Below are 17,043 nucleotides of genomic sequence, written 5' to 3' on the forward strand. Positions count from 1 at the left end.
GGCTTAGGAAGAGCCGTAAAGTTTAAAGGACGTACTCCATGTTTGATCAAGTGGTTTTTGCCGGTGGCGGTGGTCGTTGCATCTGGCAGATTGGCTTTTGGGAGTCGATCGTTGATGAAGTCCAGTTATCACCGAGAGTGGTGAGTGCAGTATCAGCAGGGGGACTTGTTGCCGGGCTGCTACTGATCAACCGTGGGCAGGATGCGGTGCAATACGTTCGCTCTGTATTCAGTGTTAATCGTAAAAACGCTTACTGGAAAAATTTATTTCGTGATGAAGCGGTATTTCCCCAATACGCTATCTGTCGCAATGGGATTCGAGAGCTGTTTGATAATGGCCTGGAAGACTTGAGAACGGTAGCGGAATTGCGTCTCGCAGTTACCCGCCCACCGGCGTGGATGGTTGGTCCATTGGCACTGACCTTTGGCGCCGTAATTTATTACACAGATAAAGGTTTCCCGCGCAGCCTGCATTCCACTTCCGCCACGCGCCTGGGATTTAGGCAGACGTTTTATCGCGCCCAGGATTGCTCTGATATGGATGAGTTTGAGCACTTGATTCTCAGCTCATCCTGTACCCCTCCGTTTACGCCGCGTCTGCAGTTGAATGGGGCTGAAATACTGGATGGTGGCGTAGTGGACAATGTGCCAGTTGCCGGATTGGATGCCGGGCAGGGCAGGGTTCTGATACTCCTGACAAATAGATTTCCAGGTTATCCAGACAGCTTTACCCAGCGCCAGGGTGTGCAGCTGTGGACCTATGTGCAACCTTCCAGGGTTTTACCGATCAAGGTCTGGGACTTCACCAACCCTGAGGCCGTTACCGCGACTCTGAATATTGGACGCGCCGATGGTAGGGCGTTGCTGACTCAGCTCAAATCGATTGCCCCTGAAACGAGAGTGCAGGCTTTGTAAGCGTGTTCAACCAGGTAGTCTTTGGTGGGGGTGGCGGACGCTGCTGTTGGCAGGTTGGTTTTTGGCAGGCTATCGAAGATGAGATTAACCTGGCGCCACAAGTAGTCAGTGCAGTATCTGCCGGCGCACTTATGGCTAGCTTGGTATTAATGGGGCGTGGTCAGGAAGCGGAAGATTACTTCCTATCTGTAACCCAACAGAATCAGAGGAATGTGTACTGGAGTAACCTGCTGCGTAAGCCACCAGTTTTTCCCCATTATGAGATATACCGGCGTGGTGTCCGCGAGCTATTTGACGGAGGTTTCGACAAGTTATGCGCTGCTACCGACTTAAGGGTGGCAGTGACGTTACGGCCTCGCTGGATGCCCCCAGTCTGTGCCCTGGCGGCGGGCGGCACCCTCTACTACATCAACAAATACCTGCTGCGCAGCTTGCACCCCAAGCTGCCATCCAGGCTTGGCTTTCGACAGGTGTTCTACCGGGTGAGGGACTGTGCGAATGAGGCAGAACTTGAACACCTCATTCTCAGTTCCTCGTGTACCCCGCCGATTACCCCAAGGCTACGGATGGATGGTGCGCAAGTGCTGGACGGGGGCGTGGTGGACAATGCTCCAATTGATGGCTTGGAAGCTTATAAAGGGTTGGTGCTGATACTACCGACCCGCCGCTACCCCCGTTTGCCCCACTGGTTCAGCCGGCGTGTCCAAGGGCAAACATGGGTTTATGTGCAGCCCTCTCGCCGGCTTCCCATTAAGTCCTGGGATTTCACCAACCCTGAGGCATTGACAGAAACATTTGAGATTGGCCGGGTCGATGGCAGGGCATTTCTTGCCGAAATAGTGGCCAAGGGGGGGCGATTTGGATTTGGCAATTAATGGACTTGCCACAGGAATACCATTGTCATTAATGCCCAGCATGATTGAGCGTATTGGGCAGGCCCATTGGTTGCGCTAAGCTGCTGATTCTATTAGCTTATGCAATTAGTTGCATATGGGTATGTGTGGCGGTTGCCTGCTGTAGTTACTCGATTATTGCAGGCAGGCTAAAAGGAATATGGGCTTGGAGCTGATCAAAAGCCCATTGCAGAAGGTAAAGGATTTATGTTTGATCAGGTGGTTTTTGCTGGCGGTGGCGGGCGCTGTACATGGCAGATTGGTTTCTGGGAGTCAGTTGCCGGTGAAATAGGTCTTGTCCCGAAGACTGTGACTGCGGTGTCCGCCGGAGGCCTTATGGCGAGCCTAATCTTGATGGGGCGCACAGAAGAAGCCCGGGAGCACTTCTGGTCGGCATTTGCTGCCAATGATAAGAATGCTTATTGGGGCAACTTATTTAAAAAGGAATCAGTATTTCCCCAGTATGGAATCTATCGCAATGCCATGTGGGAGCTATTCCGCGAGGGCATGAGCACACTTAAAACTGCGGCGGAGCTACGTATTGCAGTAACTCATCCGCCACGGTTGCTCTCAGGGGGAATGGCATTGGGTGTTGGAGCCCTGGCTTACTATGCCGACAAGCACTTGTTGCGGAGCTTGCACCCTAAGGTTGCTCTGGGGCTTGGGTTTAAGCAGGGATTTTATAAGGCGCAGGACTGCACAAGTGTGGAAGAGCTGGCGGAGTTGATCCTTTGTTCCTCTTGTACACCGCCTTTTACTCCACAAATGCGCTTGCGCGGTGCGACGGTGCTTGATGGCGGAGTGGTAGACAATATACCGGTAGCGGGACTGGATCAGGAAGAGGGTCGAGTATTGATTCTGCTGAGTCGCCGTTATTCCCGTTACCCGGACAGATTTACCCGGCGACAGGGAGATCAACTGTGGACCTACGTGCAGCCCTCACAACCACCTTTTATCAGAGTTTGGGATTACACGAATCCCGAGCTGGCGCAAAAGACTTACGAGCTCGGCTTTGCCGATGGCCGGGATTTTTTACACAAGCACAAGCTTGAACGGGAGATAGTTGATGAACAATTCCAATAATTCGATAACGGAGTCAATCGCCTTGTGGCATGAGATGGTAGAAGTGCGAGACTTCACCAGGCTCCCTACTATTGTTGCAGATGATGCGATTTTTCGCTCTCCGGCTTTCTTCAAGCCCTACCACAGCTCAGCGGCGGTTTGCCTTATTCTCAATACTGTGATGCAAGTGTTTGAGAGCTTTGAATACGACCGCAGCTTTACCACTGAGTCCGGCCGTGACCTGGCCCTGGAATTCAAGGCTTCTATTGGTGAAAAAAGCCTCAAAGGCTTGGATATCATTCGCTTTGATGAGAGCGGTAAGATTGTAGAGTTTGAGGTGATGATTCGCCCACTCAACGCCCTGCAAAAGCTGGCGGAGGAGATGTCAGGGCGCCTTTCCCAATATGTGACACAGTACAAAGATAGCCAGCTGGCTTAATACTCGTCCTTATGGCACAAGCATCTGGCAATCAATCTGGGCTCTGCGCCTAGTTGCTTGCCAGGAGTGAGCGATGATTTAATTTCCTTCCTCGGTATCCAGGGAGTCGAAATAATCATATACGTCGATACCATCCATATAGGCGCCGTCGAAACCTGCATCCACAATTTTGTAAATGTAGGAGTCATTGTTACCGTAAATGATATTCTGCCAGCCCTCCTTCCAGTACTCTACATAATAGTTTCCTGATTCCCCTGGTACTTCTTCCAGTAGCCAGCTGGGTGGGTTGGTGGGCCATGAGGGGTCCCAGTAATAACGGTTATCCTGGGCTTCACCAATATTTATATAGGCAATTAGCAGCCTGCGCCCCCCATTATTTTTAACCTTGAGCTGCTCAATTTGCTCTTCAGTGTATTCTTCGCCATTAAAGAAAAAGTCGATAACTAGCAGGTCGTAATCGGTTTCGGATAACTTGTCGACGAATTCCTGGCGTGTGGAAGAGATCCGTGGATTGGTGATATTAAGGAAATTTTTGACATTCTCCAGCTCATCAATGTTGTTACTGTTTACATTGAAGGGCTCTTCAGGGTAGGGCGGAATATCGTCCAGGTCCGTATCGTCAGCGACGAAGGAGACGTAGCCGGCTTCTTCATTCTCTTGATTGGATTCGTCAATATTGCGCTCGGTATAGGCGAAATCGGTCACAAGGATTTCGCGGCCTTTATCCTTGGCTAAGTTGAGATAGTCCTGCAAGCGAGTGCTTTCGGTGCTGCTGGTGGGTTGGTCTACATCACCATTTTGCCCAAAGAAGACCGCTTCCTGGGCGATGCCATCGGTAGAGTTTACATAGGCGTTATCTACTGGGCCATTGGTCTTGGTATTGGTGGTGATCAGTTCAATACCATTTTGCGGGACAATAATAAAGTCGTCCCGGTTAATACCCTTGGCATAGTCACTAATATCTTCTACCAGATATCGCATCTCTTGATCGTAATCCACGTAGACAGGGATTACGAAGTCGGGAAGGTCGTCAAAGCTACAACCGAGAAGAAGAAATGGGCTAAGAAGGAAGGGAAGCGTCCGGTGCAAAATTCATCTCCGAAGACGTTTATTAGTGAGGTAAGGTTGTCTTGCTAATTTTTACCTATTGGCAGGGAAATGAAGACTAAGTTCCATTGAGTTTAACATTTTCCAATGACCAATCACATGCAGGCACAGATTCACAATGGGCGACTCTGCTGCTGTGTGGAAGTGCTGGATCTAAAATCCTAGCTGATCAAGCCTGAATATTGGCTTAATGGCTCACTGCGCATCCATTCTTTTCTTGGTTTTGCTAGTTGCTATTGCTGTGAGGGGATCGTCTGGCCAATAGTGCTTTTGGTACTTGATACGTAACTCTTTCTTTACCTCTTGATAGGTGTTGGCCCAGAAGTTGGCGAGATCGCGGGTTATTTGGACCGGACGTTTTGCCGGTGACAGCAGGTGGATCATCAAGGGGAATCGGCCGTCCAAAATAGCAGGCGTTTGTGCCATGCCAAATAATTCCTGCAAGCGCACAGCCAATACCGGGGGTGATCCTTCATAGTTGATTTGAATGCGCGACCCGCTGGGCACCGTGAAATGGCTGGGTGCCAATTCTTCCAGCCGCTTTTGGTGTGGCCAGGTTAGTTGACCGAGTAAAATGGTGAACAGGTTCAGTTGTTTGAGTTGCTCTAACTTATTAAAGCCCTGGAGATGGGGTAGTAACCAGTCTTCAAGGTGAGCTAAAAGCGCTGCATCGCTCCAGTCGGGTAGGGGAGTGTCGCTCAGAAGATCTGGCCCCAGCTCACACTGGCGTAGAAACTCCACCCGACTGCGTAATTGAGAAGCATCTTTGCCCCAAGGAAGTAGTGCCAAGCCTTTCTTTCTAATGGCACCCAGAAGAGCGCAACTCAGCAAGCCTTCGGGAACATCCCTGGCCGCTTGTTGCTTTAGTACCAAGCTTCCTAAAGTGATACGAGTCACTGCCTCCGCACGTCCGGAAGACTCATTCCAGTCAACACTTGTCTGCTGTTTTATCAGATCGTCAAAGCAACCTCTAAGAGAGGTTTCCGAAATAGGTGCGGCCAACTGGATTCGGGCATCACGTCCTTTCCCATCGAGTTCCGCAATTACAAGATAATCGCAAAGGGCCAGTGCATCATCATGAGTGAAATGCGCCCCCCTGCCATTGGCGAGCAGGAAGCGCCTACTGCCATCTCGGCGGCTTATGGCGATTCTATCTGGATAGGAGAGCCCCAAGAGGACGCCGGCATGGTCGACACTATCAATTGATAGTGTGCTCACCGGCTGGTTGGACGTGAGTTTATCCAGCTGAGTGCGCCAGGCCCGTGACTGCTGCCGAATTCTCTGGATAGCCCCTTGATCCACTTCTCGACCTTTGGACCGTTCCTGTAGGACCTCAATGCGCTTGCTTATATCCCTGTCCCAGCGGGCCTCACCGCGGAAGATATCCCGTTCGGATAGAAGAGCTGCCATCAGGCAGGCCTGCTGTTGCAAACCCCATTTAAAACTGTGGATCATCATATGGGCAAGACGGGGATGGCAGCCGAGGGATAGCAGGGTGCTGCCGTGGCGAGTAATGCGCAGTTTACTGTCGAGTGCTCCCAACTGCTGGAGTAACTCTTGAGCCTGTGCCATAGGTCCAGGAGGAGGGGGGTCCAGCCATAGGAGCTCTTCAGCATCAGTAACTCCCCACTGGGCCAGCTCCAAAGCAACTGGAGCCAAATCACTGCGAAGTATCTCTGGAGTATTCTTCGTACTCAGGGCGTTCTGACGCTCTTTGCTCCATAAGCGCAGGCAGTGACCTGCACTGAGGCGGCCGGCACGACCACTACGTTGAATAGCCGATGCCTGAGATATACGGCTGGTGATCAAGCGATTCATCCCGGTGTTGGGGTCAAAGCGCGATTCACGCATTAATCCCGAATCCACCACTCTATGAACCCCCTCGATTGTCAGGCTTGTCTCGGCAACATTAGTGGCCAATACAATTTTACGCATGCCGGGTTTTGCTGGTGCAATGGCTTGATCTTGTTGCTCCCTGGTCAGGTCACCATATAGCGGAACTATTATGATATCGCTGAACTTGTGGGGTTCCTCAGCGAAGCGCTCTCCCAGCGTTGCTTCGATCTGTCGTATTTCCCCCACACCGGGCAGGAACGCTAGCAGGCTGCCAGTATCATTACTGATGCATTCCAGAATTTTGCGGGTCATCAGCTGGGGAAGTTGACGTTCATCTTCCAGTTCTTCACGCCTATCGAGGTATTCAACACTGACGGGGTAGCTTCTTCCCTCACTGGCCACCACTGGTGCCTGACCCAGAATTTCAGCGACAGCATCGGTCTCTAAGGTTGCGGACATTACGAGCAACTTAAGGTCTTCCCGCAGATACTCCTGGGATTGCAGGCACAGTGCCAGTGACAGATCCGCTTGTAAGCTTCGCTCGTGAAACTCATCAAAGATCACCAAGGCAGTTTTGCTTAGCTCAGGATCAGATTGCAGAAGACGGGTAAGAATGCCTTCGGTAACCACCAGAATACGGGTTCGCCCGCTGGTTCTGCGCTCCCCCCGTACCTGGTATCCCACTGTTTCACCGGCCTTTTCACCAAGCTGGGAAGCCATTCGGGCAGCTGCTGTGCGTGCAGCAAGTCTGCGGGGCTCCAACATGATGATGTTCTTACCCCTCAGCCAGACACTATCCAGTAGAGCCAAAGGGACAACGGTAGTTTTACCTGCACCTGGTGGCGCTTGCAGCACCACATTGCTGTGTGTTTCCAGTGCTTCAAGTAACTCTGGTAGGACGGAATGTATAGGTAACTCTGGCATAGCAGAGAATTATAGTGGATTCAGGATTAAGAAGGTATGGGGTTTCTTCGCTTGTGCAAAGGGCTAGTTTTCTACGATAGAGTGTTAATTGCTGCTGAAGGCTACAAATAGGGTTCATCTTTATACAGAAATTGGGTTGTATTTTTAAAAAGTAAGCTTGCAAGGATTCCGATAAAGGATAGGCAAAGAAAAGCAATCATTACCGCGTGAAACCCGGAATGAAAAGATGTTTGACCCCATTCCAACACTTGAGAGTGTACCGAAGGATCAGGAAAGAGCTTTGTTATTTTTTTCAGAGGTTGTGCACCCGTTATAAAAGGAAGTATTTCCAGAGTGCTTACTTTGTGCTCGTTGGAGAGAGCTTCTTTTGAGATTTTCGAGAAAGTTCTAACACTTGCAGCGCTTAGTATTGCTCCTGTAAATGCTATTCCTGCAGCATACCAAAGGTATGTATTAGAGATGAACAATCCGTAGGCCGCACCCTTCTCTTTTTTTGGTGCGCATTGAACCGCTGCAAGGTTAGTTGAAGAATACATTATTCCGGTAGTAATTCCCATAAAAACCATTCCGAGTATTAAGTAATACCAGGATAGTTTGTCGGGCATCAAAGTTAGTGATAGGACACCAGTTAAGCAGGTAAATTGTGCGATAACAATAGGGGGGATAGGGTTGAATCTATTGTTAAATATCCCTGTTAAGATTGAAGAGAAGCATAAGAAAATTGTCATTGTCAAAATAATAAGCCCTACTTTGGCGGCGTCGTACCCAAGTATGTTTTCCAGGTATAAAGGTAAAATAAACAAGAAAGATCCAAATATCATTTGGAAGCATGCTCGAGTTATAAGTAACCCCAGGAATAGCTTGTTGTGTAGCAGTTCTAAGTTGATCAATGGTTGAGGAATAGTTCGCTGCCAAAGAAGTACAGAAGTTAGAATTCCTATAGATGTTACGATGGGTAGAATAAATTGAAGACTTCTGATTCCTGTGTGAGGCACGATATTGAGTGAAAATAATATCAAAAGATACGCAATCAGAATTAGAAACCCCGACTGATAGTGGACATTGACCTCCTTATTTTGAGTGTCTCTTATTGCAAATAAATGAATGATGATAAGGCACAATAAGCAAACAGGAATGTTTATTAAGAAAGCCCATCGCCAACCCAGATGGGTAACAATAAATCCACCTAAAATAGGGCCTATTGATTGAGCGGCAGCGGTGAATATTACCAGTAGTCCTACGACTAAACCCCGTTCAGATTTGGGGAAATGGCTTTCAGCTAGAACAAAGATCATGCCGAAGGAGGCCGCCATGCCTGATCCCTGTATGAATCTTCCTATTATTATGGTTCCTAGGTTTGGGGCTGAACTTGCAATCAATGATCCGACGAGGAAAATGGTTATGCCAAGCATGAGCGTAATTTTATGCCCAAATCGATCTCCAAATTTTCCGGTGGTGATAATTAATCCCCCCATGGCTATTAGATAGATATTATTGATCCATTGCAGTTGATATATTTTTGCAGAGAAATTACGCCCTATTGTAGGGATGGCGAGGTTGATCACGGTGACATCGATATTAACGATCATTAGAGCCAGACCGAGGCCTCCGAGCACCCACCATCGATGTGGATATGGAGCGTTTTTTGAGGGATGTTCCTTTTCGTTGCTCATGTTGTCCGATCAACCATATTTATTGAAAGTTTTTTTGGGAAGGTCTTCGCTGAATAGAAGAAGTAAGATAAGTAGTTCAATAAAGGTCTAGATACTATTATGCCTTCTATATAAGTTAGTGATTTAATCTATTGTCTAAAGGTGGAGATACACAAGATTTAGGTATAGAGAGTCAAAATATAGCATTGCTGTAGTGCAAAGTTATCAGCTAGTGCTTAAGTTATCTATAGTGATACGTGACAGTTATCAATGGTATATACGCTAGTCTATTTTTCCTCTTGCCAACTTGAGAGTGTGGCATATAGGGGAAAATAGCCCCTATCATTAAGTTGGGTCAGGACTCTTAATGGAAAAGGATATGGGGCTAAATATACGACGCGTAGTGACAGGACACGATAGTGCCGGCAAGCCTGTCGTGGTTCTGGATGATAGGGGTGAACATACTGCCAGTTGGCGTCCTCATATGGAGCAGCAACAGTTCTGGACAACAGCCGATCTGCCCGTTGAGATTGACTCGACAAATAGCGATAAAGGGGCTCGTAGGGCTGGTACTACTATTGCGGGTGGCTCCATCTTCAAAGTGGTTGAATTTGGCCCAGGTGTAACGCCTCGTATTCATCGTACAGATAGTATTGACTATGCCGTAGTCCTCTCTGGGGAGATTGACATGGCTCTGGGAGAGGATAGAGAAGTTCATCTGGTTGCTGGAGATATACTGATACAGCGCGCGACCATCCATAATTGGATTAATCGAGGGACTGAGCCTTGCCGTATTGCGTTTGTGTTAATCAGTGCTAATGGGAACTCGGCAATTGGTTAATATGAATTATTTGGTTGGTCTGTAAATCTCGAATTTCATAAAATGTTTACAGGCCGATATTGTACGTCTGTAAATGTACTGGAAGGTAAAGAGCCTAATTTACCGGCGTAACCAGTGATAAATAGTCGATATAATGGACTCTATATCTGGAACCTGGATGGAATAGGCTCATTGATATCATTAGGGTGAATGAGCGCTGCTTCTATCCCCGCATGTACGCCGAGTGCGGCTGTCTCCCTGGACATACTTGGAGTGCCAAGATTTTCAGGTAATGCCGCCACGTGAGGTAATTGTGGGAGGTGAATCCAACCGGCACGTATATCTAACTGATTTATGGCAATATAATGTAGTACACCGTACATTAAATGGTTACAACAAAAGGTGGCTGCAGTATCTGAGATATCTGCGGGGACGCCCACGCCACGCATAGCCTTAACCATGGCCCTTAAAGGTAGGGTGCTGCGGTAGGCTACGGGACCGTCGGGTATGGTTGGCTCACCCTGCATTTCTACACCGCGGTTATCCTTTAGGTTATATCGGGTAGAATCATTAAAATTTTGTGCGATTCGTTCCACTGTTATTTCTGCACGACCGCCATACTCACCCAGCATCACCACTAACTGAGGTTGTAACTCTTTTATTGCAACAGTAACAATCTCAATACTTTCAAAAAAATTATTGGGCACTAAGATTCCAGAAATTTCAGCTTCCCCTACATAGGTTCCATCTAAAACACGCATGACTGATTCTGCTGGATTTATGGGGGTGTGCCCAAAAGCTTCGAAGCCGGAAACAATAATTTTTTTCATATTTGGTAGTTCCGCCGAAATTTGCTTTCGGGCAATTGGTTGCTGACAAAGATAAAATTTATAGGCTTAAATTTACATTGGGAATTGTTTGCCCAGACCACGAAATTTAGTCTGTGAGGCCCAGTTGTTCCAGGAAGGAATACTTATCCCAGTCAACCCAACTTTCCACCATTTTGTCTTTTTCGTATAGATCAGTGTGAATACCAGTCCAGGTGGTAGTTTTTCCTGTCGGTTCGTACTGCATAAATTTACCAGTATGCTTTGCTGTCATTCGCCAACGTGTGCAAACATAGTCGCCCTCGGCCACTTGAAGTAGGATTTCCATCTTTACATCTGAAAATCCTTTATGGAATTCGGTGACAAGTTCCTGCCATTCTTTAAGTGACTTGCATGAGGTTGCACTTCCTGCATCAGGCATCTGGTGGTTCTTGTAGTTGGGCGAGAGATAGCTAGTGGCTTTATGAGGTGTGTTATCTCCCCACTGCTGGAGAAGACTCTTTGACGTTTCTTTATGATTGGCAGTCATATAATCCTCGGATGATTTGTTAGTCGGTACTGTGCCATGGCAGAAATCCAAGCATAGTGTAGGGCGTGAAATTTTATAGAAAGTAGTAGCGCACTATGCCTTTTATTAAGAGACTTTTGTGACAAGTCAGGATGAGGCGTTCAACTGTTACTTAAGGTCTCTAATTTTGTTCAACAATTTTTGATATTTGGTGGAAGGCATAGTAATTCTTGTGCCATTAGATATGAAATTTGATTAATACCATGGATTTAAGTTGTGCCAATCATTGATATGTTTGTCAAAGACTGGAATGATTAAATTGGATCTTTAAGCTCCTAAGTGGATATATTTTTTAATTCTTGTAAAAGCTATCGAAATCATGATGTGTGGTTGATTTCTCCATAACCCTCTATATAAAGACTACATAAAGCCTGGGTGAGAGACGAATTTATTGGGGTTGTTATTTGAATCAATCCCTGGGAAAAATTCCTTGTAAAAATTTCCATAGTACGCCCAGCTTGCGTGAAGTAGCCTTCCTTTTGCTGATATACACCAAATAATGGCCGGCTCGCTTGTATCCATTGTGGCAGGATTTCAACTAGAAGACATCGATGTGATGTCATTGTTTTCCAGGTAATCGCATAAGCTAGCGATGCCTGATTCGGCCAGGGTAGCTTGGTATAGGGGGAAATAGTTATTGGCTATGTAATAGTGGGCATATTGATTGTTATTTCCTGATTATTGCTCGATAAATTCCAATGAGCAGGGCTTTTATCAAAGCTAAAGGCAAGCAAAACCGTTTAGTTCTTTCGGACTCCGGGATATACCCGATTGATGTATATTTTCTAGTGATGCAACTAAGCGCCGGTGATGCTTACCCAACTTTTGTGCATATAGAGAAGAGTTAACGGATGTTGCTTTGATGCGTATTGCCAGGTTAAAGCCTTCTCCAATGATATCTCTTAACTGGTTATCGAGAAACAGCTCCAATCGATTAAGGGGGTGAGCTATAAGTTTTGGAAACTGTGGAGCGTGCCAAAATTGTCCGAGTGTTGTAGGTGCCCTTAAGGGAATAAGCCCAGCTGGTCCACTGTCACGATTGGCGATACGATCTTCAATTTCTTGGAAATCAGTCAATAGTTGACTAAGGCTAGATTCGAAAATTTACCGGATTTGGAGATAGTACTGGTAGAGGTACGGGAGACAGCACGGGCTTCTTACTATAACTGGGTAGCTCTAGAGGCTGAATACTGATAGTCGTTGGCACTAGTGATAAAACATGAAATCTATTAACGACACTGCCATAGTCCATCGATTATTAATCCTGCAGGAACAAAGATACCCTAGTTAGAAAGTAAAATAAGAAAGGGGCCCGAGGGCCCCTTAAGGGTTTGTTCTTTGTGCATATAGCACTTTGCTAATAGCGCAGATTGCTAATGCACTGGTTATATTCGCGGATATACACTTTACCACCGATACGAGGATTGGCATTTGCTTTGTCCGCTGCCGCGTTCATACAACCTTCTACTTGATCGCGAGTCAGGCCATAGTAACGAGGCGTAGAGTCGCGCCAATAGTAGCTAGGCTGAGAACCACGCCAGTAGTAGCGAGGCTGAGAACCACGCCAGTAGTAGCGAGGCTGGGAACCGCGCCAATACATATTTCTAGGTTGCTCATATTGACGGATACGAGTCGGAGGTTGTACTGGGTAAAAATAACGACCCTGTTCATTAAAGGCATAGAAAGTATTGCCGCTTTGATAGTAAGTTTTACCAAGTATTTGCACCGGTGATGCGCCTGCTGGCAGCTGTGCCAGACGCTCTTGCGCATAACTGAAACCGGCAAGAGAGAGTAGTAATATCATTGAAAGTACATAACGCATAACGTTTTCTCCTTCTCCCAACTTGGCAACAAGTCTACTCGAACATGTGTGCAGTCCCAACGTGCTGTTTGAGAAGTTTCATTTTTTTGTAGATTTTTTTTGTTATTTCAGGCAAAGCTTTTTTGAGTTCCCTTGTGCTGTTTATTTCGATAACTGGCAGCAGCCTCAAATAATATTCCAGACCATGAATCGACTATAGAACTTGAGTCTCGATTTATGTCAGTTTGTACGGTTGACCATGACTTTATACGTAATGCTTTTGCTTTAAAATGGGGCTAAATTGAATGATATTTGCGATGACTGGTTCGTCATATTATTTATAAATATTTTGGAGCCATTCCGGATACCTTGATAGAGAGTAAGTGCCAAAAATGCGTAAAGCTAGGGGATTAAGAGGCCTTTTAATTCGAGTAGATGTGGTTGGGGCTGCAGTTCCAAGCTTTGGGTTGCATTGGCTAGGATGGATCCTTCACTGAATGAGCCTAGTAGAAGGCTCTTTTGTTGCAGGCTCATCAGGTGATTTTTTTAATTGATATGAAATTATCTCGATGCGTTATTTTTTCAAAAATAATAAGCGTCTAGCGTGACAGCGTGCAAAATGATTTTTTTCTCGAAAAGCTGTGTTCATGATTGCAAGACCAGATAGCACATTTTTTTTAGATCTAAGAAGTTTTCAGTGAACTATAAATATGTATAGAAAAAGGAAGTAAAACTATTTTCAATAGTATTGATGTTTGTGACTCCTTGGGTTTCTCAATCGATACGGCTCTATTTCTGCTGATTTGTACAGGGTGATAGTAATCTAGTCGAGTTGGAATTGATTTTTTGTATTGGTGCCCCTTATAAGTTCTTTTTATTGTGTTTTGTATAAACGCTGGAATCCAATTGAGTTATAGGTTACCCGTCAGTTTCTAAGTTCTTTGGTCTGACATTGATTGTCATAAAGTTTGGTACATATTATCTATGTTGGTGGGGGTAACTTTGTTATTAATTGTTGTCTTATTTGGCAGGCTAGGCGTGCAGCTGATGGCTTTTGCTGTTCACAAAAAATGGCTTAATTCTTACGTAGGATTGGAGTTTATACGGTAATATTATTGGGACTTTCTGTCCTGTCTATGGTGGAAATTCTTCTCAGCTCTGATCTTTTTTTCTTTGGGGTGGCTGATTTCTGATTTTGTTTGGCTGTGTTGATGGGGCCTGTCTGATTGACAATTTTAACTGTAGTGATATCATTATTCTTGATGGCTTCCACTATCAGATTACATGAATCGGTAGGTCACTTACCAATGCTGGTAGCTGGTTTTTTAGTGATTTTTTTTGTAAGAGGAAAATCAAAGTTAATTGAATTTATGAAGTTATTTGCTTCGAGCCTGTTAACTTAAGGATTACCTTGGATACCTCGTTAGTTATCAATCAATATAATATATCCCGCTGAGATCAATTAGGGCTTTGTAGAATAGGCCTACTCGAAGGAGCGTTCACTATTATTTAGATATAGTTTGGTCGAAACCGGCGTTGCGCAAGCTACAGTTTGAAGTGACATGCAAGCTTGTCGACAGCAGTGGGCGAATTCCAGCAGTTTTTCTTCTGATTCGTCACTCTCGATGATCAAATGCATTTCCACTCGATCACCTGTGCCAAAAACTTCCTCAGGTTTGATCCCCCCAAAATTCATTGTTGTAGAAAACTCGGTTTTTTGCTCGAGCCTCACACTGTTCAGTTTAATATCTGCTAGTTTTGCTAGCATCTCTACGTGGGACATCATGCAAAGTGCCAGTCCTGCAGAGAAATACATAATTGGTGATGGGGCACTGCCTCGACCGCCAACCGCGGTACCTTCATCACAAATCAGTTCCCAGGTGCCACCATTGGGAACATTGGAAAATATCGTAGCTTTTTTAAGATGATGCCCCTGAGGCAATTGTTCTACGTTGATATGTGCATGGAACTTCAGTAGCTCCCCTTGTTTCACCTTGTCCAGGTGAGGTGCGGCAAACGTTAATTGTTCAGCTTCTTCCGAAAGTTTGCGAACAATTGTTGAAGAAGACATGTCCCACTTGATGGAGTCCATATTTGCCTCTCCTCAATAAATTTAAGTCCAGACCTGTGGGTCACAATGAAGGCAAGTTATTGACCTTAGAACTCGGGGCTAGGAATCATACAGATAGGGCGGAATATTAGGGTGCCTTTGATCTACTTCACAGAGTCTATAGAGAAAAGCAGTTATAGGTATAGAGAATAACTTAGGATTATCTTCCTGAGTCAGCTTAAAGCATCCTATAAAACTCAAAGATTTTTCAGTCCAGGACTGGTAATGCGGTTAGCTCTGAAAGCTTATCAGCAAATTCCAGGGCATCCTCTTTTCTGGTGAAAACCCTGGCCAATACGCCCTCGTTGGCGCTGGCATGTCGAAATACCAGATTGATATGCCAGCTGGTGTAGCTTTTTTTACTGCTTGCCGAGTAGCTTGAATAGGGAATTACTTTTATTCCTTGAAAGATGCTAAGGGGGTGCTTCTCTGTCCAGCTATGCCAAAGGATTCGGTTTTCAGAAATAAACAACTTCTTTGTGCCGTCGACATAACGTGTTTTTTCGAATGAGAAGGTGATGCAAGCAAGTAGTGCAAGCAGGGTAGTGGCAATCCAGGGGAACATCGCATTGCCTTCCAGAGCGAAGCTAAGGCTCACTAGCAGCCAAACTAGGATAAATCCGCCGAATATATAGGTTAAGACTTTGTTGGACTGCAGTTCCATTATTGTGGCCCGATTTAAACCGACTAATTACATGCCTCGTTGACAGAATTAAATAGATAAAATGTAGACTTTGGCGTCACAAAATGGTAACTCCTGCTGCAGCATACTCCTGTAAATGAAGAATGTCAGCGATTGTTAGGTGGAGGACTAGGGAAGGGAGGTAGTGGGAGTTGATAGAGCGAAGGTATCAAGACCTCTAGAAGGCCCTGATACCATCAAAGGGTTTGATCAAGCGTTACGCCGCTTTAGCGGGTCATGCAGTTGCTCTGCCATTCCCAGCAGTAACGACTCGGTAGTTTCCCAATCGATGCATTTGTCGGTAACGGAAACGCCGTATTCCATATCATCCAGCTTCGGCAGGATTTTCTGGTTGCCGGCTTTCAGGTTGCTTTCCACCATGATACCGATGATTGACTGGTTGCCGTCGAGGATTTGATGGGTCACATTGTCCACAACAAGGGGCTGTAATTCGTGGTTCTTGTTGGAGTTCGCATGGCTGCAATCCACCATAATATTTGGCACGATATTAGACTTGCGTAACTCCTGCTCACACATTGCAACACTTACCGAGTCATAATTTGGCTTGTCATTACCACCGCGCAGTACCACATGGCCGTATGGGTTGCCGGACGTGTGAATGATCGCAACTTGACCGCGCTTGTTGATACCGAGGAATCGGTGGGGATTAGCGACAGACTGCAAGGCGTTAATCGCCACTTCCAAGCCGCCGTCGGTACCGTTCTTAAAGCCCACAGCGGAGGATAGGCCGCTGGCCATTTCTCGGTGAGTTTGGGATTCGGTAGTACGCGCGCCAATAGCTGACCAGGAAATAAGGTCTTGCAGGTACTGGGGTGAGATTGGGTCCAGCGCTTCTGTAGCGGTGGGTAACCCCAGCTCGGCGACATCCAGGAGCAGTTTGCGGCCGATGTGCAGACCTTCCTCAATCTTAAAAGAATCATTAAGATGAGGGTCGTTGATCAGCCCCTTCCAGCCAACTGTGGTACGCGGTTTCTCAAAATAGACACGCATCACTATCAGCAGAGTATCTGAAACCTTATCAGCTACCGCCTTAAGGCGCTTGGCATACTCCATCGCAGCGCCCACATCGTGAACGGAGCAGGGTCCGATTACCACCATTAGGCGGTGGTCTTTGCGATCCAGGATGTCACGCACGGCGGAACGCCCTTTGGCGACAGTTGCTTCGGCGGCATCACTGATGGGGAGTTCTGATTTCAGCATCTCCGGGCTGATCAGAACTTCCTGGGAGACGACATTCAAGTCGTCGAACTGCTGTGTGGTCATAGCGTCTTCTGATTACTCTGTTCCATAGTACCGCGCTGCACTTGCAGGCGGATGACTTATCCTACTGTGCCACAAAGAATAGGGCGAGGGTTTCATTTGCAACCAAATATTTGGCCCGATTTTG

General features: G+C 46.4%; 14 protein-coding genes. 5 read left to right on the forward strand and 9 right to left on the reverse strand.

The annotated features are described in order from the left end of the window. The first annotated feature begins 38 nt into the window (after window positions 1-38). The 4 genes from ACJJI7_RS16190 (at window position 39) to ACJJI7_RS16205 (ending at window position 3,308) form a co-directional block, all read left to right on the forward strand. The gene (locus ACJJI7_RS16190) at window positions 39-914 is read left to right on the forward strand and encodes a patatin-like phospholipase family protein (RefSeq protein WP_353375240.1); all 876 of its coding nucleotides are present in this window, start codon (window positions 39-41) and stop codon (window positions 912-914) included. Window positions 915-916: 2 nt separating this feature from the next. Continuing rightward, complete coding sequence (locus tag ACJJI7_RS16195; RefSeq protein WP_444901737.1) at window positions 917-1,789, forward strand: patatin-like phospholipase family protein; 873 nt, start codon at window positions 917-919, stop codon at window positions 1,787-1,789. A 225-nt stretch (window positions 1,790-2,014) separates the two neighbouring features. Next, window positions 2,015-2,890 carry a patatin-like phospholipase family protein gene (locus tag ACJJI7_RS16200; protein WP_020415137.1) on the forward strand — a complete coding sequence of 292 codons (876 nt, stop codon included), beginning with the start codon at window positions 2,015-2,017 and terminating at the stop codon, window positions 2,888-2,890. Continuing rightward, on the forward strand, window positions 2,874-3,308 hold the full coding sequence (locus ACJJI7_RS16205; protein WP_444901736.1) for a nuclear transport factor 2 family protein: 435 nt from the start codon (window positions 2,874-2,876) through the stop codon (window positions 3,306-3,308). Before ACJJI7_RS16200 ends, ACJJI7_RS16205 begins: the two co-directional genes overlap by 17 nt. Window positions 3,309-3,386: 78 nt before the next feature. On the opposite strand, the gene ACJJI7_RS16210 is transcribed toward ACJJI7_RS16205, so the two are convergent. The 3 genes from ACJJI7_RS16210 to ACJJI7_RS16220 form a co-directional block, all read right to left on the reverse strand. Beyond that, window positions 3,387-4,397 (reverse strand): endo alpha-1,4 polygalactosaminidase, encoded by a 1,011-nt coding sequence (locus tag ACJJI7_RS16210; RefSeq protein ID WP_444901735.1) that lies wholly within the window; start codon window positions 4,395-4,397, stop codon window positions 3,387-3,389. A 213-nt stretch (window positions 4,398-4,610) separates the two neighbouring features. Then, a complete protein-coding gene (gene hrpB, locus ACJJI7_RS16215; protein ID WP_444901734.1) occupies window positions 4,611-7,175 on the reverse strand; it encodes an ATP-dependent helicase HrpB in 2,565 nt (854 codons plus the stop codon). Window positions 7,176-7,276: 101 nt separating this feature from the next. Continuing rightward, the gene (locus ACJJI7_RS16220; protein ID WP_444901733.1) at window positions 7,277-8,848 is read right to left on the reverse strand and encodes an MFS transporter; all 1,572 of its coding nucleotides are present in this window, start codon (window positions 8,846-8,848) and stop codon (window positions 7,277-7,279) included. Window positions 8,849-9,206: 358 nt separating this feature from the next. Here ACJJI7_RS16220 and ACJJI7_RS16225 point away from each other — a divergent pair, with 358 nt between their 5' ends. Then, window positions 9,207-9,668, forward strand: a complete 462-nt coding sequence (locus tag ACJJI7_RS16225; RefSeq protein ID WP_282950794.1) for a cupin domain-containing protein — start codon at window positions 9,207-9,209, stop codon at window positions 9,666-9,668. A 140-nt stretch (window positions 9,669-9,808) separates the two neighbouring features. Here ACJJI7_RS16225 and pcp read toward each other — a convergent pair whose 3' ends face one another. The 6 genes from pcp to ACJJI7_RS16255 all read right to left on the reverse strand — a co-directional run bounded on the left by pcp (window position 9,809) and on the right by ACJJI7_RS16255 (window position 16,919). After that, on the reverse strand, window positions 9,809-10,477 hold the full coding sequence (gene pcp / locus ACJJI7_RS16230; protein WP_282950793.1) for a pyroglutamyl-peptidase I: 669 nt from the start codon (window positions 10,475-10,477) through the stop codon (window positions 9,809-9,811). 106 nt (window positions 10,478-10,583) lie between these two features. After that, the gene (locus ACJJI7_RS16235) at window positions 10,584-11,003 is read right to left on the reverse strand and encodes an ester cyclase (RefSeq protein WP_020415144.1); all 420 of its coding nucleotides are present in this window, start codon (window positions 11,001-11,003) and stop codon (window positions 10,584-10,586) included. A gap of 1,396 nt (window positions 11,004-12,399) precedes the next feature. Continuing rightward, window positions 12,400-12,864, reverse strand: coding sequence for a hypothetical protein (locus tag ACJJI7_RS16240; protein WP_020415145.1), 465 nt, complete (start codon window positions 12,862-12,864; stop codon window positions 12,400-12,402). A 1,462-nt stretch (window positions 12,865-14,326) separates the two neighbouring features. Beyond that, window positions 14,327-14,935: an OsmC family protein gene (locus tag ACJJI7_RS16245; protein WP_020415147.1), complete on the reverse strand. Its 609-nt coding sequence runs from the start codon at window positions 14,933-14,935 to the stop codon at window positions 14,327-14,329. Window positions 14,936-15,161: 226 nt separating this feature from the next. Then, complete coding sequence (locus ACJJI7_RS16250; protein ID WP_282950792.1) at window positions 15,162-15,617, reverse strand: hypothetical protein; 456 nt, start codon at window positions 15,615-15,617, stop codon at window positions 15,162-15,164. Between the two features lie 228 nt (window positions 15,618-15,845). Beyond that, a complete protein-coding gene (locus ACJJI7_RS16255) occupies window positions 15,846-16,919 on the reverse strand; it encodes a 3-deoxy-7-phosphoheptulonate synthase (protein ID WP_020415149.1) in 1,074 nt (357 codons plus the stop codon). Between the last annotated feature and the right edge of the window lie 124 nt (window positions 16,920-17,043).

The organism is Microbulbifer variabilis, from assembly GCF_056232115.1.